At 57.1% G+C, this 19,086-nt stretch carries 20 protein-coding genes and 1 tRNA gene; 14 read left to right on the top strand and 7 right to left on the bottom strand.

The genetic code is table 11. From position 1 onward, the window contains the following. Positions 1-4 precede the first annotated feature (4 nt). The 3 genes from CA832_RS04710 to hutH are packed head-to-tail and all read right to left on the bottom strand — an operon-like array spanning position 5 to position 4,889. Complete coding sequence (locus tag CA832_RS04710) at positions 5-2,038, bottom strand: urocanate hydratase (RefSeq protein ID WP_088340381.1); 2,034 nt, start codon at positions 2,036-2,038, stop codon at positions 5-7. Then, on the bottom strand, positions 2,031-3,299 hold the full coding sequence (gene hutI, locus CA832_RS04715; protein ID WP_088340382.1) for an imidazolonepropionase: 1,269 nt from the start codon (positions 3,297-3,299) through the stop codon (positions 2,031-2,033). The genes CA832_RS04710 and hutI overlap by 8 nt, the downstream gene beginning before the upstream one ends. 9 nt (positions 3,300-3,308) lie before the next feature. Beyond that, on the bottom strand, positions 3,309-4,889 hold the full coding sequence (gene hutH, locus CA832_RS04720; RefSeq protein WP_088340383.1) for a histidine ammonia-lyase: 1,581 nt from the start codon (positions 4,887-4,889) through the stop codon (positions 3,309-3,311). A gap of 77 nt (positions 4,890-4,966) precedes the next feature. On the opposite strand from hutH, the gene CA832_RS04725 reads away from it, so the two are divergent. Together CA832_RS04725 and CA832_RS04730 are read left to right on the top strand one after the other, a co-directional pair. Then, positions 4,967-5,860, top strand: coding sequence for a LysR family transcriptional regulator (locus tag CA832_RS04725; RefSeq protein ID WP_088340384.1), 894 nt, complete (start codon positions 4,967-4,969; stop codon positions 5,858-5,860). Positions 5,861-5,893: 33 nt separating this feature from the next. After that, positions 5,894-6,460 (top strand): nitroreductase family protein, encoded by a 567-nt coding sequence (locus CA832_RS04730; RefSeq protein WP_088340761.1) that lies wholly within the window; start codon positions 5,894-5,896, stop codon positions 6,458-6,460. On the opposite strand, the gene CA832_RS04735 is transcribed toward CA832_RS04730, so the two are convergent. Next, entirely contained in the window at positions 6,448-6,969 is a 522-nt protein-coding gene (locus tag CA832_RS04735) for a DUF456 domain-containing protein (protein ID WP_088340385.1), read from the bottom strand. The genes CA832_RS04730 and CA832_RS04735 overlap by 13 nt on opposite strands. A 164-nt stretch (positions 6,970-7,133) precedes the next feature. On the opposite strand from CA832_RS04735, the gene CA832_RS04740 reads away from it, so the two are divergent. The 7 genes from CA832_RS04740 to CA832_RS04770 all read left to right on the top strand — a co-directional run bounded on the left by CA832_RS04740 (position 7,134) and on the right by CA832_RS04770 (position 11,765). Next, entirely contained in the window at positions 7,134-7,622 is a 489-nt protein-coding gene (locus CA832_RS04740) for a hypothetical protein (protein ID WP_233131731.1), read from the top strand. Beyond that, positions 7,615-8,181, top strand: coding sequence for a crossover junction endodeoxyribonuclease RuvC (gene ruvC, locus CA832_RS04745; protein ID WP_088340387.1), 567 nt, complete (start codon positions 7,615-7,617; stop codon positions 8,179-8,181). The genes CA832_RS04740 and ruvC overlap by 8 nt, the downstream gene beginning before the upstream one ends. A 169-nt stretch (positions 8,182-8,350) precedes the next feature. Then, positions 8,351-9,487 carry a radical SAM family heme chaperone HemW gene (hemW, locus tag CA832_RS04750; RefSeq protein ID WP_088340388.1) on the top strand — a complete coding sequence of 379 codons (1,137 nt, stop codon included), beginning with the start codon at positions 8,351-8,353 and terminating at the stop codon, positions 9,485-9,487. A gap of 9 nt (positions 9,488-9,496) precedes the next feature. Beyond that, positions 9,497-10,264 (top strand): cyclase family protein, encoded by a 768-nt coding sequence (locus tag CA832_RS04755; RefSeq protein ID WP_088340389.1) that lies wholly within the window; start codon positions 9,497-9,499, stop codon positions 10,262-10,264. Positions 10,265-10,324: 60 nt separating this feature from the next. Beyond that, the gene (locus tag CA832_RS04760) at positions 10,325-10,987 is read left to right on the top strand and encodes a DUF4230 domain-containing protein (protein WP_088340390.1); all 663 of its coding nucleotides are present in this window, start codon (positions 10,325-10,327) and stop codon (positions 10,985-10,987) included. Next, the gene (locus CA832_RS04765; RefSeq protein ID WP_088340391.1) at positions 10,984-11,391 is read left to right on the top strand and encodes a Dabb family protein; all 408 of its coding nucleotides are present in this window, start codon (positions 10,984-10,986) and stop codon (positions 11,389-11,391) included. The genes CA832_RS04760 and CA832_RS04765 overlap by 4 nt, the downstream gene beginning before the upstream one ends. An 8-nt stretch (positions 11,392-11,399) precedes the next feature. Beyond that, entirely contained in the window at positions 11,400-11,765 is a 366-nt protein-coding gene (locus CA832_RS04770) for an MmcQ/YjbR family DNA-binding protein (RefSeq protein ID WP_088340392.1), read from the top strand. Between the two features lie 147 nt (positions 11,766-11,912). Here CA832_RS04770 and CA832_RS04775 read toward each other — a convergent pair whose 3' ends face one another. Beyond that, positions 11,913-13,013, bottom strand: coding sequence for a DUF4407 domain-containing protein (locus CA832_RS04775; protein WP_088340393.1), 1,101 nt, complete (start codon positions 13,011-13,013; stop codon positions 11,913-11,915). Positions 13,014-13,092: 79 nt separating this feature from the next. Continuing rightward, on the bottom strand, positions 13,093-14,490 hold the full coding sequence (locus CA832_RS04780; protein WP_088340394.1) for a dipeptidase: 1,398 nt from the start codon (positions 14,488-14,490) through the stop codon (positions 13,093-13,095). Between the two features lie 194 nt (positions 14,491-14,684). On the opposite strand from CA832_RS04780, the gene CA832_RS04785 reads away from it, so the two are divergent. Continuing rightward, positions 14,685-14,766, top strand: a tRNA-Leu gene (locus CA832_RS04785). Between the two features lie 142 nt (positions 14,767-14,908). Here CA832_RS04785 and CA832_RS04790 read toward each other — a convergent pair. Beyond that, complete coding sequence (locus CA832_RS04790) at positions 14,909-15,376, bottom strand: hypothetical protein (RefSeq protein WP_088340395.1); 468 nt, start codon at positions 15,374-15,376, stop codon at positions 14,909-14,911. A 185-nt stretch (positions 15,377-15,561) separates the two neighbouring features. Between CA832_RS04790 and CA832_RS04795 the strand changes: the two genes are divergently transcribed. From CA832_RS04795 to CA832_RS04810, 4 genes are all read left to right on the top strand, one after another. Further along, the gene (locus tag CA832_RS04795; protein WP_088340396.1) at positions 15,562-15,783 is read left to right on the top strand and encodes a hypothetical protein; all 222 of its coding nucleotides are present in this window, start codon (positions 15,562-15,564) and stop codon (positions 15,781-15,783) included. A gap of 122 nt (positions 15,784-15,905) precedes the next feature. Further along, complete coding sequence (gene uxaC, locus CA832_RS04800) at positions 15,906-17,324, top strand: glucuronate isomerase (protein WP_233131732.1); 1,419 nt, start codon at positions 15,906-15,908, stop codon at positions 17,322-17,324. A 2-nt stretch (positions 17,325-17,326) separates the two neighbouring features. Next, complete coding sequence (locus CA832_RS04805; RefSeq protein WP_088340398.1) at positions 17,327-18,367, top strand: sugar kinase; 1,041 nt, start codon at positions 17,327-17,329, stop codon at positions 18,365-18,367. An 18-nt stretch (positions 18,368-18,385) separates the two neighbouring features. Next, positions 18,386-19,063 carry a bifunctional 4-hydroxy-2-oxoglutarate aldolase/2-dehydro-3-deoxy-phosphogluconate aldolase gene (locus tag CA832_RS04810; RefSeq protein ID WP_088340399.1) on the top strand — a complete coding sequence of 226 codons (678 nt, stop codon included), beginning with the start codon at positions 18,386-18,388 and terminating at the stop codon, positions 19,061-19,063. Positions 19,064-19,086: the final 23 nt, after the last annotated feature.

The raw sequence follows: 19,086 nt of genomic DNA on the forward strand, positions 1-19,086 counted from the left end.
GTATTCAGGGTTTTGCCGGGTAGGCTTCGTTGAGGATTTGGTCTTCTACGCAGGCGGGGAGTTTTACGTCCAGTCCGGGGCTGCGTCCCAGCTCCCTTTCCATGGCGCGCATGGCCTCCGGGTTCCGGGCCCAGCTGCGACGGGCAATCCCGTTATTGACATCAAAAAAGAGCATGGATTCCAGCCGCCTCAGGGCAGTATCGGAACCATCCAGTACCAACCCGAACCCGCCGTTGATTACCTCGCCCCAACCCACACCTCCACCGTTGTGGATGGAAACCCAGGTGGCTCCGCGAAAACTGTCGCCCAGCACATTGTGGATGGCCATATCTGCGGTAAACTGGCTCCCGTCCCGGATGTTGCTGGTTTCCCTGTAAGGGCTGTCCGTTCCGCTTACGTCGTGGTGGTCCCTCCCCAGGATGACCGGGGCGGATATCACACCTTCCGAAATGGCCCGGTTAAACGCCCGCGCAATGGCTATGCGACCTTCGGCATCTGCGTAGAGGATCCGCGCCTGGGAACCCACTACCAATCGGTTTTCTTCGGCCTGTTCAATCCATCGGATATTGTCGTTGAGCTGGCCGCGAATTTCCAGGGGTGCTGCGCCCTGCTGCTCGCGCATCACTTCCAGTGCAATGCGGTCGGTGAGGCGGAGGTCCTCCGGTTTGCCTGAGGCGCATACCCAACGGAAAGGCCCAAACCCATAATCGAAACAAAGCGGTCCGAGAATGTCCTGTACGTAGGAAGGATACCGGAAATCGGTACCGTTGGCCGCCATGACCTCGGCCCCTGCGCGGGAGGCTTCCAGCAGGAAGGCATTCCCGTAGTCAAAGAAATACGTCCCCTTGGCCGTGTGGAGGTTTATGGCAGCCGCGTGCCGCCGCAAAGAGGCCTGTACCGCCTCCCGGAAGCGCTCCGGGTCTTCGGCCATCATCCGGTTGGCCTCGTCAAAGCTAAGGCCGGCAGGGTAATAGCCCCCGGCCCAGGGGTTGTGCAGGGAGGTCTGGTCGCTGCCGAGGGTCACCGGGATTTCCGCCTGGGCGAAGGCTTCCCAGACGTCCACCACATTGCCCAGGAAGGCGAGGGAAACCACTTCCTTCCCGTCAATGGCCTTGCGGGTCCGTTGTACCAGGTCTTCCAGGTCTTCCAGGAGTTCATCTACCCAGCCCTGCTCGTGTCGTTTTCGCGCAGCAGCCGGGTTGATTTCGGCACATACGGTTACGCAGCCGGCAATGTTGCCCGCCTTGGGCTGTGCCCCGCTCATACCCCCCAGGCCGGCCGTTAAGAAAACGCGTCCCCCAAAATCCGATTCCCCGGGCAGTACCCTTCGAAACGCATTAAGGACCGTAATGGTAGTGCCGTGAACAATGCCCTGGGGCCCGATATACATATATGAGCCAGCGGTCATCTGCCCGTACTGGGTAACCCCAAGGGCATTGAAGCGCTCCCAGTGGTCCTGGGAGGAATAGTTGGGGATCATCATCCCATTGGTGACCACCACCCGTGGGGCCCAGGGGCTGGACGGGAAAAGCCCCATCGGGTGGCCGGAATACATATGCAGGGTTTGGTCCTCCTCCATCTTGCTGAGGTATTGAATGGTAAGCAGGTACTGCACCCAGTTCTGGAAAACCGCCCCGTTGCCGCCGTATGTGATCAGCTCGTCGGGATGCTGGGCCACGGCCGGGTCCAGGTTGTTCTGGATCATCAGCATTATGGCAGCTGCCTCCCTGGTTTTGGCCGGGTAATGGGATATGGGCCGGGCATAGAGGGGGTAGTCGGGTTTAAACCGGTACATATAAATCCGGCCATAAGCCTCCAGTTCTTCTTTAAACTCCCGTGCTAACTCCGCATGCCAGCTGCCTGGGAAATACCGGAGTGCGTTGCGCAGGGCCAGTTTTTTCTCTTCCAGGCTGAGGATATCCTTTCGTCTTGGGGCATGGGAAACATGGGGGTCCCTCGGTTTTGCAGGGGGCAGTTCGGCAGGGATGCCTTGCCTAATGGCGTCCTGGAAATGTGACAGGGTTGCGGTATCAGTCATGACCTTCGGCTTTAGCCTCCAGGATAGAGCGCCCGTCTTTCCAGACCGAATGGGGCTTGAGCTGTCCCTGGTGGTAGGTGATTTCGTTATAGTGTTCGGTGTGATAGATGTTAAAATCGGCCCGGCTGCCGGGGGCAAGGGTTCCCCGGTCTGTCAGGCCCAGGGCTGCCGCGGCGCGGAAGGTTACCCCGGCCAGGACTTCCGCATTGCTGAGTTTTTCGGATGCCCCGAGGATGGAGGCCTGGGCGATGAGGTCTCCCATAGGGGCGGAGCCCGGGTTGTAGTCGCTGGCTATTGCCAGGGCAGCCCCGGCATCGAGCAGGGCCCGGGCAGGGGTGTAGCCGCAACCCAGTCCGAGGCTGGCGCCGGGCAGGGCCACGGCGATGACCCCGCTTTCGGCCAATGCCTGTACTTCTTTCGGGCCGCTGGCTTCCAGATGGTCGGCACTGCGCGCCCCGCTTTGGATGGCCACCCGGCTCCCACCGGTGGTGAACTGGTCTGCGTGTACGGTAAGGTCAAACCCCATGGCAGCGGCTTTTTTCAGGTAGGCCAGGGCCTGGTCCGGGGTAAAGGCGCTTTCTTCCACGAAGATATCCACCCGGGGTGCCAACCCTTCCGATTTCACAACCGGTAGCAGGTCGTTTACCAGGGAGTCCAGATAGGCCTCCGGGGTGCCGCTGAAATCGCGCGGAACCATATGGGCGGCCAGGCAGGTGGCCACCAGGTCCTGCCCCGTCCTGCGACCCGCCTTCTCAATAGCGCGAAGCATTTTGAGCTCCCCTTCCGAATGTAGGCCATAGCCGCTTTTGATCTCCAGGGTGGTGACCCCGTCTGCCGCGAATTTCCGGCAGCGTTCCACGATGCGGTCTTCCAGGGAGGACTCCGGGGCTTTTCGGGTTTGCCGGACCGTGTCCCAGATGCCCCCTCCGGTCGCTGCAATTTCGAGGTAAGTACTGCCGCTGTTGCGCAAGGCGTAATCCCTGGCGCGGCTACCCGCAAAGCAGGTATGGGTATGGGCATCGACCCAACCGGGGGCGACCACGGCTTTTTCCGTGATCTGTATGACTTCCAGCCCTTCCCTTAGGGCTTGCTTTTCCATAGGGGTAAAGGGCCCCACGGCTTCGATCACCCCGGCGCGAACCCGGATGCCGGCATGTGCCAGGCATTCCAGTTGGTCGTCCTTCAGGGCCCCTTTTAAGGGAAGGCCGGCCAGGGTCAGGATTTGGGTAAAGGGTCCTATCAGGAAGGGTTTATGGGTCATGGCAACAGGTTAATAGGTTTCAAACAAGGGGTCGAAGGCCGTGGCCAGGGATTGGTCTCCCCGTGCGGCCGTCTTGTCTATAAGCCGGATGAGTGCCCCGGAGCGGATCAGCTCCAACCCTACTTCGATATCTTCTGCAAAAATCCGGTCCTCTTTCGCGAAAGTGACCCGGGAACGCACCAGGGCGTGGGCCTGTTCCAGTAACCACCCCGATTTAAGGGGTTTGCGGAACTCGAAGGCCTGGGCTGCGGTCAGCAATTCGATGGCCAGGATCTTCTCCACATTGCCCAGGACCTGCAGGGCCTTACGCCCGCTAATGGACCCCATGCTCACGTGGTCTTCCTGGCCCAGGGAAGTGGGGATGCTGTCGGCGCTGGCCGGGAAGCACAGGCCCTTGTTTTCGCTGGCCAGGGCAGCGGAGGTGTATTGCAGGATCATATATCCCGAGTTTAGCCCGGTATCCTTCATAAGCAGGGTAGGCAACCCGGTATTGTTGCCTTCCAGGGCCAGGTAAATGCGGCGGTCTGAGATATTCCCGATTTCCGATGTGGCCAGGCAGGCGTAGTCCAGGGCCATGGCCAGGGGTTGCCCGTGGAAGTTTCCGCCACTGATGGAGAGCTCCTGGTCTATGATCACGGGGTTGTCCGTAACGGCATTCAGCTCCACTTCCAGGAGTTCTTTCAGGTGGAGCCAGGCATTGCGGGAAGCCCCGTGTACCTGGGGGATGCACCTCAGGGAATAGGGGTCCTGAACCCGGTCGCAGTCTATGTGGTCTTCCAGGATTTCACTGCCCTGGAGCAAGTTTCGGATCCGCTCGGCAACATGGAGGGTGCCTTTATAAGGCCGGAGTTGGTGCAGGGCCTGGTGGAAGGGTTTTACGGAACCTTGAAGGCCTTCGATCATCATGGCCCCTATGATGTCTGCCTGGGAAAGGCAGGCGCACATTTTCTCAATGACCGCCACGGCATGGGCGGCGATAAACTGGGTCCCGTTGATCAGGGCCAGACCTTCTTTGGGCCCGAGTTCCAGGGGGTTTAAGTGGTGTGCTTCCAGGACCTCCGCCGCAGGTTTCACGCCTCCATGGTACCGGACACGTCCCAGCCCGATAAGCGGCAGGAACAGGTGGGCCAGGGGGGCCAGGTCTCCGGAGGCACCCACGGACCCCTGGGAAGGGACTTCCGGCAGGACATCCTCTTCCAGGTGCCACAGGATGCGGTCCAGGGTCTTTTCCCGGATCCCGGAGTAGCCCTGGGCCAGGGATTGGATTTTGAGGACCAGCATCAGACGCACCAGTTCGGGTTCCAGCAGGGGACCTACCCCTACGCTGTGGCTTTTCAGGATGTTGACCTGTAACTGGCTGGTGGCCCCGGGGGATATCCGGGTGGTGCAAAGCGGGCCAAACCCGGTATTGATCCCATAAACGGGGTGGCTGCCGTCTGCGATGTTCCGTACGATGGTTTCGCCCATTCTAAGGCGGCTCCGGGTGTCCGGGGCCAAAACGCCTTTAAGGGTTCCCCTGGCCAGGGCCAGGGCCTGTCCGGCTGTGAGGGTGTCTTTTCCGAAATGGAATACAGGAAGGTTTTTGCCCATGAGATTGCTAGGTTGTCCCTCAAAATTAGGCATCCTATTGATACTTATTGATTCATAATATGATATATTTGATAACTATGAGTAATCAGATAGAGGTTCGCCATTTACGGTACTTCATGGCGGTTTCGGAGCACCTGAACTTTCGCCGGGCCGCGGAAGCCCTGCACATTTCGCAGCCCGGGCTCAGCAGGCAGATCGGCCGCCTGGAATACCACCTGGGTACCCCGTTGCTGCGTCGCAACCGACGCGAGGTAGTCCTGACCCCGGCCGGGCAGTACCTGAGGGAACAGTTGCAGCCGCAGCTAAACCGCCTGGAGCATATCTACCGCCAAACCCTGCAGATCGGAGAAGGCCGCTCCGGGGAGATCCGGATCGGGTTCCTGGGCTCTGCCATGCAGGAGGTGATTCCCCGCATGCTCCTGGACCTGAAAAAAACCTTTCCGGAATGGCACAGCAGCCTGGAAGAGCGCTCCAACCTGGCCCAGGTGAAGGGCCTGATGGAGGAAGAACTCGACCTGGGCTTTGTCCGCCTCTCCCAGCTGCCGGCGGAGCTCGATTCCTGCCCGGTGGTGCGGGAGACCTTTTCGGTGGTACTGCCCCAAAGCCATCCCCTTTCCCGGAAAGGAACTCCCGCCATTGACCAACTCCGGGAGGAGTCCTTTATCCTGTTCAGCCCGGAGTACAGCCCGGATTACTATAGAACCGTACTGAGTATTTGTGAGGATGCAGGCTTCCATCCGCGGGTGGCCCACAAGTCGGTCCACGCCCATACCATTTTCAAACTGGTGGAAAGCGGGCTGGGGGTCGCTATTATCCCTTCTTCCCTCCAGCAGGGGTTCGACCTGTCTGTGCGCTGCCTGGAACTTTCCGCCATCCGGCAGCGGGCCGTCCTGTCTGCGGTTTGGAAAAAGGGCCAGCACCCGCGTGCCCTGGAGTACTGTATTGGCTGGCTGAAAGGCCTCAAGGCCTGAATGGGAAACCCTATCTTTGGAAAAAATGGTGCTATGATAGAAAACTTGATAAGGAACAGGCGGTCGGTCTTCCCGCCCCAATACAATGAAAAACCCATCGAAAGGGAAATCCTGGAACGCATCCTGGAGGCGGCCAATTGGGCGCCCACCCATAAGCGGACGGAGCCCTGGCGGTTTTATGTATTGCAGGGCACGAGGAAGGAAGCCCTCGGGCGGTTCCTTCAGGAGAAATACAGGGAAACCGAGCCCCAGCCCAAGGAATTTAAGGCCAGGAAACTCCTGAACAACCCGTTGCAATCCGGCGCGGTCATCGCCATTTGTATGCAACGCGACCCTCAGGAGCGGTTACCGGAGTGGGAGGAGGTGGCTGCTACGGCTATGGCCGTCCAGAATATGTGGTTGGTCTGCACAGCATTGGGGATAGGCTGTTACTGGAGTTCCCCTGGGCTTATCCGCCATATGGATGCGTTTTTACCCATGTCCGAAGGCGAGCGTTGCCTCGGATTTCTCTATATGGGCTATTACCACGGGGATGCGCCTGAGGGCACCCGGACCCCTTGGCAGGAGAAGGTCACCTGGCTGGAGGATCAACCCGAATAGAGGAAGGGAAACAGCCCCTCTCTGTACGCCCAGGCGTCCATTACAAACAAGCCCAGGTACACCATACAAACCACGAATTTCAGGAAGGTGCCCGTGAGGAAGCCGATAAAGGAGCCCACTGCGGCTTTCATGGCCTTTTTGTGATCGGATTTGTTGAGGAGTTCCCCCACTACGGCCCCGACAAACGGCCAGATGATGATGCCTGCCACCCCCAGTACCGGGAAAACGATGGCGATAATGAGCCCCACTGTGGTGCCTATCATACCGGCCCGGCTGCCCCCGAACTTTCGTGTCCCCAGGGCAGGAATCCAGTAATCCAGGGCGGTTATCAGCAGGGCAACGACTGCTGTGATGCCCAGAAACCACCAGTTGTCCGGCACCGCAGAGGTCAGGGTAAGCAAAAGCAACCCGACCCAGCTGATGGGAGGCCCCGGCAGCACAGGGAGAAAGCTGCCCAAAACCCCGATGACCATACAGGCCAGTCCCAGTAAGAGAAGTGCGATGTCCATAAATGTGTTGTTCGGCAAATCTGACGCATTCCAAAGGTAGTTGTTACAGGTTGCATTCAATACCATTTAAGTGGAAAGGAGTTGAAATGGACCCTAAACAGATTCAATTGGGCCAAACCTGCCTCGAAAAAAAACCTTAATTTCCGCCTCGCGGAAGGACTATTATGAGAATCGGGAGAACTGTAGTTATAATGATGGCCCTTGGTCTTATGGGTTCCTGCCAGTGGTTTGCCTCCAGTGAAGCGCGAACCCGGGAGCGGGTGGCGCGCGAACTCAATGCCATAGACTGGAACCGGGTAGACCAGTTCCCGTTGTTCGACACCTGCGATGAACTGGCCGAGAAACAAGAGAAACGCAGGTGTTTTGAACAGACCCTGGTGATGCACCTGACCATGACCCTGCAGGACTTCGAGTTTCGGTCTGAAGGCGCCTTGAAGGACACCCTCTATATCGATTTTATTATCGACAACCAGGGGGGGATTTCGGTCCTGTCCATCGAGAATCTGCCGGAGCTTGAACGGGAGAACCCCCAGTTTGAGGGGATTATTTCCAGAAGCCTGAAAAGTCTGCCGCGCCTGCAACCGGCCCTGAAGCAGGGCATCCCGGTGGCTACCCAGTACCGGCTACCCCTTATCCTCAGCACGGATGAATAACAAACCCCCATCGGAGACCATAATCCTCGGGATTGACCCGGGAACCACCATCATGGGTTTCGGCATTATCCGGGTGGTGGGCAAGCGGATGGAGTTTGTTCAAATGAATGAGTTACTGCTGGCCAAATACAAGGACCCCTTTACCAAGCTCAAACTGATTTTCGACCGCACCATTGAACTGATTGACACCTACCACCCTGATGAGGTAGCCATTGAGGCGCCTTTTTACGGGAAAAATGTGCAGTCCATGCTCAAGCTGGGGCGGGCACAAGGGGTGGCTATGGCAGCGGCCCTTTCGCGCCAGGTGCCCATTACCGAGTACCTCCCCAAAAAGATCAAGATGGCCATTACCGGCAATGGAAACGCCAGCAAGGAGCAGGTGGCCCGGATGCTCCAGTCTACCCTGGGCCTGCGGGAATTACCCAAAAACCTGGACAGCACCGACGGCCTGGCAGCCGCTGTTTGCCATTTCTATAACCAGGGCAGCCCGGCCGGGCAGAAATCGTATTCGGGCTGGGCTTCTTTTGTGAAGCAAAATTCGGACCGGACCAAGGGCTGAAACCCAGCGTGAAGGGGTTCGCCATGACGGGTACTCCTTATGGGGGGTCCCCTCTCCCCCCCGTTCACAAGATACGCTCCTTCTATGCCATTGTCCAGCAGTGGCCGTCCCGGGGGAAAGCACTATTTTTGCAGGCGGGCCGGGCAGGCCCTGAACAAAGTACCAGGCCATGACCGGAATCTACCTCCATATCCCGTTTTGCAAGCAGGCCTGCCATTACTGCGATTTCCACTTTTCCACCTCCCTGAAGCACCGCGATGCCCTTTTGGGGGCTATACACCAGGAGCTCGCCATGCGGGCGCCGGAAGCAAAGGGCCAGCCGGTACACTCCATTTATTTTGGAGGCGGGACGCCCTCCTTGTTGCACCCGGATGAAATAGACAGCATTATCCAGCAGGTAAAGCAACTTTACGAGGTAAGCCCGGATGCGGAAGTTACCCTGGAGGCGAACCCGGACGATTTGGACGGAAACCGTATGGCAGCACTGGCCCAAACTGGCGTCAACCGGCTGAGTCTGGGAATCCAGAGTTTTCGGGATGAAGAGCTGCAATGGATGAACCGGGCACATTCGGCCCGGCAGGCACACCAGGTGCTGGAAGCTGTGGCCGTGACATTCGAAAACTACTCTATCGACCTGATATATGGCATCCCCGGGAGTAGCCCGGAAACCTGGGAACAAACCCTGCAAACGGCACTGGGGTACGCCCCTCCCCATATCTCTGCCTATGCCCTTACGGTGGAGCCCAGGACGGCCCTTAAGGCCATGATTGACAAGGGCAAAAGCCCGGACGTGGACGATGAGCGGGCGGAGTCGGATTTTCGAAGGATGCTGGAAGTGCTGGAGGCAGCCGGTTACGTACACTATGAAACCTCCAACTTCGGCCAGCCAGGTGCCTTTGCGGTAAACAATACCGCCTACTGGCAAGGAAAACCCTATATCGGGATCGGCCCCTCGGCCCATTCCTATAACGGGCGGCACCGTCGGTGGAATGTTGCGAATAACCTGCGTTATCTCCGGGCCATTGAAGCCGGAGAACCCTTCTTCGAAAAGGAAACCTTAAGCACCCGGGACCGCTACAACGAAGCTGTCATGACCGGACTCAGGACCATGTGGGGAGTTTCCCTGGAGGGGATTCGCACGGCATTCGGGCCGAGATACGAGGACTACCTCCTGATGCAGGCCGAGCCTTACCTGGAGCGGCATTTGCTATACCGCGACGGGGATAGCATCCACACTTCCCGAGCGGGCAAATTCCTGTCGGACGGGATTGCAAGTGACTTATTTATGGTTACATTGGACCGGTAAACCCACCAGATGGAATTGCAAATCACCTTTTGGGAGACCCTTTTCACCGCGAATACGGACGAGGCCATAGATTGTTCCATCCCCACCCGCAATGGCGGGGTCACAGCCTGGGGAATCCCCCCGGCAGAAATCGTCCCCCACCGGGAAGGGGACTTTGTGGGGAGCGTGGCCAGCGGGGCATCGGTCAATTTCAACACCATCCGCTTCAATCCTCATGCGCATGGGACGCATACCGAATGCCTGGGTCATATTACAAAGGCTGCCGCCTCGGTAAATGACCTCCTGCCACTGCCCCTGATGCCGGCACTCCTGGTGACCCTGGAGCCCGAACGCGGGCCGGATGGTCCAAGTATCCATTTGGAGCAGTTCCGGAAGGTGCTCGGTGAGCGGGTCCCCCCGGCACTGCTGATTCGCACTGCTCCCGGGGAAAACCGGCTGGAAACGGATTCCTGGAGCGGGGCTGGCGCGGAATACCTGGAGGAAGCGGGAGCGGCCTACCTCGCACAGGCCGGGGTGATGCACCTGTTGATTGACCTGCCATCGGTAGACCCGGAATCCGACGGGGGTGCCCTGGCGGCACACAAGGCTTTCTGGGGACTCCCGGAAAACCCCCGGCACGGGGCAACCATTACCGAACTGATCGCGGTACCCAAGGCAGCCGCGGATGGGCTCTACCTGCTGGACCTGCAGGTTGCCGCCTTCGAGAACGATGCTGCGCCCAGCCGTCCTGTAATTTACCCGCTGCACAGGGCAGGAATGGGGCAGGCCTTAGGGTAGATTCGGAAAAGCGCTGTACCTTTAAGCACCTCCCTTGCCGGGCGGGACAACAAAGACGATATGCTGGAACTCTTTTTGGGATTGGTTCTCGGGGCCTTGCTGATGTTCGGCGTATACTCGCGGTTTAGCCGCAGGAAAAGCCGGTCTGCAACCCTGAAGCAGTCTTCGGTCCTGCTCGAGAAAATACGGGCAGTGGCCAAACTCATCACCGTGGAGGGCGATTTTGCCGAGATATTCCGGTATGAAAACCAGAAGGAGCATTTCGGGAGGCTTTTCAGCAGCAAGAAAAAAGCCCTTATCATCGTAAAAGCCCGCGCCCATGTGGGATACGATTTTAAGAAACTCGACATTGAAGCCGACCCGGAACGCAAAACGGTGGTGCTCCGGAATTTTCCCCAGCCTGAAATCCTTTCGGTCGAACCCGAACTGGAGTTCTACGATATCCGGGATGGGATTTTCAACCGCTTCAACCCGGAAGACCTGACAGCCCTGAACCGGGAAGCCAAGGAGCACATCCGCGATAAAATCCCGGCCAGCGGGCTCATGGAGGCTGCCCGTCAGGAGGCCCTGGAAGCCATTATGGTCATGGAGAATATTGTAGGCACCATCGGCTGGACCCTGGATTATGAAGCCCTGAAGACAGGAGTGTCCTATCCCGATAAAACCCTGAACCCATCGCAAGGGTCCCGCCAGGATCCCCTTTTGAAACAGAACAACCCATGAAAACAATTTATGCATTTGCCGCCCTGTTGCTCCTTTGGTGTGCTCCGGTGCAGGCCCAATCCGAATCCGACATGAAAACCTTCGACCCCGCTTTTGCCCATACGGTGTATTTCTGGTTGCAGAATCCGGACAGTGCCGAAGACCGAAAGGCCTTTGAGGATGCGCTCAGCACCTTCTTGTCCAAATCCGCCTACGCCAAAACCAAATTCATCGGTACTCCTCCCAAGGCGACCAGGGACGTAGTGGACGGCTCTTTCACCTACAGTCTTATTGTGAGTTTTGAGTCTTCGGAAGCCCAGGCGGCCTACCAGGTAGAACAACCCCACCTGGATTTTGTTGCCCAGGCACAGCACCTTTGGAAAAAGGTCATCGTTTACGATTCCATGGGTATCCCTGGGGAATAATTCGCGCTATGCATATTGAGGCCTTCCGGGAGTATTGCCTGCAAAAGAAAGGGGTTACGGAGAGTTTCCCTTTCGATCAGTATACGCTGGTTTTTAAGGTGATGAACAAAATGTTCGCCATTGCACCCCTGGAGCGGCTGCCCCCTCAAGCCAACCTTAAGGCCCATCCGGACAGGATTCCGGAACTCCGGGAAACCTATGACGGCAGGATTCTGCCAGGGTACCATATGAATAAAAGCCACTGGAATACCGTGCTCATCGAACAAATACCAGAGGAAATATTGAGGGGTCTTATAGACGAATCCTACGACCTTATTGTGGCATCGCTCCCCAGGAAAATCTGGGAAGCGCTCGATGCCATGGAAGGGGGTTAATTGGGCTTGGTGGTGCTGTGATGGGTGTTTGCAGGAAGCCGGCATACCTTGCGGCTCAAGGGGAGGCGGGTATTTTATTTCCCACAACGCTTTTTCGCTGCAAGCGCCAATCAGCCCGCTCCACTACCCAAATCGCATTCCCAACCCCTAAAGGTTCCCCACTTCCATATCGTGGAAGCGGTCTGCCTGCAGGCGCATAAGTTGCTCGGCCTTCTGTTTTTTATGCCGGTATACGGCCTCTTCTTCTGCGATCTCGGCGTAGATTTTTTCATTGAGGACCCGGTCGGTATCGGCCAGCTTAAAGCGTTGGTCCACTTTCTGCCGCACCCAGGACTCCACTGCGGTTTCCTGGTCTTCCAACTTCATGTCGTACGGGCCTTTGGGCGTCATGAGCTTTACCAGGATAGGCGCGGTTTCAATAGAGAGGAACAGCAGGAAAATAAAGAAGGACGGAAACCAGGGGAGGGTCCCCAGGGCATCGATCCGGGCCATAAGCCCGTCAAAACGATCAATAACCGGTTGGCTATCGGTTACGGCCTGGGCATAGCCCTGTTCCAGACTCCCTATTTCGGCTTCAATGGCCGAAATACGCTCCCGGTTTTCGGTCCGGAGGGCCTGGAGTTCGGCCAGGGAGGCATCGTGTTTTTCCCGTTTTTCCGCATAAACCGGCCCTTTGCCTAATATCCCGGTGCCTTCCCGTCCCTCTGCTTCTGCAATGTAGGTGTCGTAAAGGGCATTCGTCTCAGCTTCCTTGTCGGCAATTTCGGTTTTAAGCGCTGCGATTTCTTCGCGTTTTTCGGCAATGGTCGGGTCAAATTGCGCTGCCACCTGGTTCTGGTTTTCCAGGGTCAGCTGGTTTTTGCGCTCCAGCAGTACCTGGTCGATTTCTTTCTCAAATATTTTAAGCTCCAGGGGTTTGGAGATAACCACGGCGATGATTACCGCCAGGAGGATCCGGGGCGCCGCTTGCAGCAACTCCCTTCCAAACCCATTGCGCTTGCGCATGGTCGAGACGATATACCGGTCCAGGTTAAAGATGAGCAGGCCCCAGACCAGTCCAAAACCGATGGCGGCCCAAACGTTGTCGAATACGGTGTAGAGGGCATATCCCGCAGCGAGGAACGCCATCAGGGCGGTGAAAAATACCGTGGCACCCACCCCGGCGTATTTGTTTTGTTCCCCTGGGGAACAGGAATCCAGCAGCTCCCTGTCCGCGCCGGAACAGAGAATGAAAAAGCGGCGTAACATATAGCGTTCGTTTTTGATCTACCTATTAGAACGCAGCCTTTCCCTATTTGTTACGTCCGTCCGCCTTTATTTCAAGGGGTTAGGCCCCGGATTGGGCCAATGCGGTGTAATGCCGGTAAAAATGCGGGATGGTCTCTATGCCTTTCAGGTAGTTGTAGAGGCCATAGTGTTCATTGGGGGAGTGGATGGCATCGCTATCCAGGCCGAAGCCCATCAGGATGGTCTTGCTCTGCAATTCCTTTTCGAAGAGGGCCACAATGGGGATGCTGCCGCCCCCGCGCTGGGGTACGGGTTTTTTCCCGAACGTTTCGGCATAGGCAAGGCTGGCGGCCTGGTACCCGATATGGTCCATGGGCGTTACATAGGCCTGCCCGCCGTGGTGGGGACGAACCTCCACCCTGACCCCTGCCGGGGCGATTTTCCGGAAGTGGGAGGCGAAGAGTTCGGTGATTTCCTTCCAGTCCTGGTCCGGTACCAGCCGCATGGATATTTTGGCGTGTGCCTTGCTGGGGATAACGGTTTTAGCCCCTTCCCCGGTATAGCCGCCCCATATCCCGTTCACATCCAGGGTGGGCCGGATGGCGTTCCGCTCATTGGTGGTATAGCCCTTTTCCCCATAGACGGCATCTATATCCAGGGCGGCCTTGTAGGCTTCCAGCCTAAAGGGGGCCTCGGCCAGCAGCTCGCGCTCTTTGGGATTCAGCTCCCGGACCTTGTCGTAAAATCCGGGGATGGTGATGCGGTTGTCTTCATCGTGCAGGGAGGCGATCATTTTAGCCAAAATGTTGATGGGGTTGGCCACGGCACCCCCGTAGAGTCCGGAGTGGAGGTCCCGGTTGGGGCCGGTCACCGCCACTTCCACATAGCTAAGCCCCCTGAGGCCGGTTGTAATGGAAGGCACATCCCGGTCGATCATCCCGGTATCGGAGATCAGGATGACATCGTTGGCCAGCTTCTCGCGGTTGGCCTGCACAAAAGCCGAAAGGCTGGTGCTCCCCACTTCTTCCTCCCCTTCTATCATAAACTTGACATTGCACGGAAGGGCGTTGTGGCGCACCATGTATTCCAGGGCCTTGATGTGCATAAAAAACTGCCCCTTATCGTCCGAGGCGCCCCGGGCAAAAATCGCACCTTCCGGGTGGAGGGCCGTTTTGCGGATCTCGGGCTCGAAGGGTGCGGTTTCCCAAAGATCCAGCGGGTCCGGGGGTTGTACATCGTAATGCCCGTATACCAAAACGGTAGGCAGGTCTTCCGAGACATTCTTCTCCCCGTAAATAATGGGGTAACCCTCCGTTTCACAGACCTCTACAGCATCGCACCCTGCATCCCGCAGGGCCTCTGCCACCGCTTCGGCTGTGTTGAGGACATCCTGGCTGTATGCCGAATCCGCGCTTACGGAAGGGTGCCTCAGCAGGTGGATCAATTCATCGATAAAGCGTTCGCGATTTGCGGCTACGTATTCGGAAATAGTGGACATTGGCCTGTGGCTTTAAGGTTGTAACGAAAGTACAAAAGCACCCCGATTAAAGAAAGCACCTCGGCTGTTGTATCCCGAAAATTCCGCTATATTTGCAGACCCTATGCAGGCGTGGTGGGCCCGTCCCGATAGCTATCGGGATCGGGGGCTAGACACGCCAAATCACATTGCTAGCCGATGTGTTGTAGTGCAAAGCAGGCGTGGTGGAATTGGTAGACACGCCAGATTTAGGATCTGGTGCCGCGAGGTGTGTGGGTTCGAGTCCCTCCGCCTGCACGAATAAACAAAGGCCTCCACTTTGGAGGCCTTTTCTGTTTTAAGTGGTCGAATAACAGCGTAGTTCCAGGGCTTCCGCCTGGGACGTATACCAAGAGAAAAGCCTCCGGTAAAGGAGGCTTTATTTTTTGGACTATTGGGATCAGTTCCCTTCGCTCAGGGAAAAACTCCCGTCCCCATCGAAATTCCGTACCCGTATGGTGACCGTCCAGATCCCCGATGCTCCGGAAGCGGTTACCCCTCCAATAGTATCGGGTTCTGCGCCACCCTGAATCGTTTGGTCCAGGACCACCTGTCCTTCGGAATCCGCCACGATCATCTGGAAGCTTCCTTCGGATCCAAGCGTAACATCGGCATTATAATCTGCCGTATTCAGGTTATTATTCCAGCTAAAGACCCGGTCGGTGGTACCTCCATTGCCTGTAAAACTTGCATCGATATCCCCGTTGAAATCCGAACGGTCCCCAACAGTGAAGTCTGAAGGGCTTATTTGCAATTGGGTGCCATTTACGGTTACCCTGGCAAAGGTGTCGTCGTCCTTACTGCAGCTGGTAAGGCTTATGAGGGCCAGAGCCAATACAATAGGTTTAAAAATTTTCAGGTTCTTCATGATAATAAGATTTAGTAAAAGCTAAGAACGCCGTGCGCGATTATCTTGTTTTATTAATCTTAATTAGAATAATCATAAATAAAATTTATGAAGCCTTCTTCCTGGTTTTGGATTTGAGGACTCAATCCCTTTACTGGGATATGTGTACATTAGACATTATAAAAGTTCCCTAACCCAACAACCACATGAAAACAAAGACTTCCCCCGCCGAGTTTGCAGAGCAACAGCGCTTCCTGGACTCCAAGGACATTCAGATTTCCCAATTGTTCTACCAGACGGAAACCTATAAGGTGGTCCAGCAATTCGGGACATCCATGTCTGCCATGTTCAAGCTGATCATTACCCTTTTGGTGGTATGCTGCATGCTCATTACCCTGATCATCGCCTTACTGCTGGAAGTGTTTTAAGCAGATGGCCGCCGGTCCCGGGGGAGGTTTGGGAGGAATCCCACCGGTGAAGCCCTCCGGATCGGCGGCTTTTTGTTATTTTTAAGCAGGTGTGCTTCATTACCGTAGGGCAACCGAGGACCATGACCAACCCAATGCCGCTGATTACCGAAGATTTTCTCCTGGAGAACCGCTATTCCCGAGAACTCTACCACGAGTATGCCGGGGGGCTGCCCATCCTGGATTACCACAACCATCTCTCCCCCGAACACCTGGCAACCGACCGCCATTTCGAGTCCATCACCCAGGCCTGGTTGGCGGGGGACCATTACAAATGGCGCGCCATGCGAACCCTGGGGACAGACGAGCACTATATCACAGGTGCTGCCACGGATCTCGAAAAATTCAGGAAGTGGTCCGCTTGCGTGCCCTACACTGTTCGAAACCCGCTATACCATTGGACCCACCTGGAGCTAGACCGCTACTTTGGCTGGCAGGGGTATCTCAATGAACACACAGCCAACGAGGTCTACGAACATACTTCGGCCCGCCTTTCAGAACCCGGATTCGGTGCCGCAGGCCTGCTTCGGCAAATGAATGTGGAGGTGGTTTGCACCACGGACGACCCTGCCGATTCCCTCCAATGGCATTCGCAAGCCAGGGCAAATAACCTGGTTCCAGCCATGTTGCCGGCCTTCCGGCCAGACCGCGCCTGGGCGGCGCAGGACCCTGAGCCTTACAGGACCTACCTGGACCGGCTGGGTGTAGCCAGTGGTATGGAGATACAAACCCTGGGCGACCTGCTCCGGGCCCTGGAAACCCGGATGGATGCCTTTGCGGCCTGCGGGTGCCGGATCAGTGACCACGGGTTGGAGCGGATGCCGCAAGCCCCGGATGAGGTCAACCCGGAACAAGCCTTCCTGAAGGTGCGTGCGGGCTACCCCATCTCCGATGCGGAACAGGAGGGACTCACTTATACCATTTTACTAGAGCTATGCAGGCTTTACCACCGGAAGGGATGGGTGCAGCAGTTCCACCTGGGAGCTCTGCGAAACACCAATTCGCGCCTTTTGGCCACCCTGGGCCCGGATACGGGTTTCGATTCCATAGGGGATTTTCCGCAGGCACGGTCCCTGGCGGCTTTTCTGGACGCCCTGGACGCTACCGACCAATTGGCGCGAACGGTACTCTATACCTTAAACCCCGCCTGGAACGAGGTTTTTGCCACCATGGCAGGGAATTTCAATGACGGCAGACTAAGGGGAAAGGTACAGTTCGGGTCCGGGTGGTGGTACAACGACCAGCTCGACGGGATGAAACGCCAGATCGATGCCCTTTCGCAAATGGGCCTTATCAGTTGTTTTATCGGGATGCTTACCGATTCCAGGAGTTTCCTTTCCTTCCCCAGACACGAATATTTCCGCAGGTTGCTCTGCCAGCTTTTCGGGTCGGAAATGGACCGGGGGTTGCTCCCGTCCGATACGGCCTTTATTGGGGGCATTATCCGGGATATCTGTTATTTCAATGCAAAACGCTATTTTGGTTTTGAAGACCTGACCTGAGAATGAAAAAAACAGTCACTTTCGGGGAAATCATGCTGCGGCTGTCCCCTCCCGGATTCCTTCGGTTTTCCCAGGCCCATCAGTTCGATGTGGTCTATGGGGGAGGGGAGTCCAATGTGGCCGTATCCCTGGCAAACTTCGGGATGCCGGTCGATTTTGTCACCCGCCTGCCAGACAACGACCTGGGCCGCTGTGCCCTCATGGAACTCCGCAAACGGGGGGTGGGCACCGGCAAGATCCTTTTCGGGGGGCAGCGACTGGGCATTTACTTCCTGGAAACGGGGGCGGTGAGCCGGGGCAGCCAGGTCATTTACGACCGGGCGCACTCCGCCATGGCGGAGATTGGCCCGGGGATGGTAGACTGGGAAGCGGTCTTTGCCGATGCCGGATGGTTTCACTGGACCGGGATTACCCCAGCCATTTCCCAGGGTGCTGCCGATGCCTGCCTGGAGGCTGTAAAAACTGCCCGCAAGATGGGGCTAACGGTATCCACAGACCTCAATTACCGGGCCAAGCTTTGGAAATACGGCGTACCCTCGCAGGGCATCATGACCGAGCTTACCGGCTACTGCGACATTATTCTGGGCAACGAGGAGGATGCCGAGAAACACTTCGGGATCAAGCCCGAGGGTCTGGATGTTTCCCGCCATGGGGATTCGGTAAAGGCCGAAGCCTTTCGCAGCGTTTGCGAGCAGATGATGGAAAGATTCCCCAATGCCAAAAAGGTGATTACCACCCTGAGGGGTTCCCTGTCTGCTTCTCACAATACGTGGGCGGGGATCCTCTACGACGGTGAAACCATGTACGCTTCCCGGGAGTACCAGATTACCCATATCGTAGACCGGGTTGGCGGGGGCGACTCCTTTATGGCAGGCCTTATTTACGGCCTGCAGACCTACCCGGCAGACGATCAGAAAGCCCTGGACTTTGCGGTAGCGGCGTCCTGCCTGAAACATACCATAGTGGGCGATGCCAACCTGGTTTCAGTCGCAGAGGTGGAAAAACTTATGGGCGGCGACGCCTCCGGACGCGTGGTCCGTTAACCTAAAAAGAAGCACAAAATGGCCGGATTCTCGAGGATAGAAGTGGTGCAGAAAATGGAAAGTACCGGGCTCGTGCCCCTGTTTTACCACCCCGATCCGGCGCATTGCCGCCAGGTGGCAGCGGCCTGTTACCGGGGCGGCGCTCGCCTGTTGGAGTTTACCGCCAGGGGGGATATGGCCCATGAGGCCTTTGCCGACCTGAGCCATTATGTGCGCACCGAACTTCCTGAAATGGCCCTGGGCGCCGGATCGCTGACCGATGCACCTGCGGCCTCCCACTACATGCGGATGGGGGCCGACTTTATCGTAACCCCGGCATTGCGGGAAGATGTGGCCCTTTTGTGCAACAGGCGCAAGGTACTATGGTCTCCGGGTTGCGGGACGCTAACCGAGATCAACAGGGCCGAGGAACTGGGCTGTGAAATCATCAAACTTTTCCCTGGCTCCGTGTACGGGCCGGAGTTTGTAAAGGCGATAAAGGGCCCTCAGCCCTGGACCAGCATTATGCCTACAGGGGGGGTGAGCACCGACCCGGAAAACCTGCGTGCCTGGTTCCAAGCCGGGGTGACATGCGTGGGGATGGGTTCCCAGCTGGTCCCCTCAGATCTGGCTCGGACACAGGATTACCAGGGGCTGGAAGCCCGGGTACGCCAGGTGCTCAAGACTATTGCCCAACTTAAATCCGGTTCGGCCTGAGGGCCCTGGTTCCCATAGCTCTG

The organism is Robiginitalea sediminis, from assembly GCF_002198115.1.
Lineage (GTDB): Bacteria > Bacteroidota > Bacteroidia > Flavobacteriales > Flavobacteriaceae > Robiginitalea > Robiginitalea sediminis.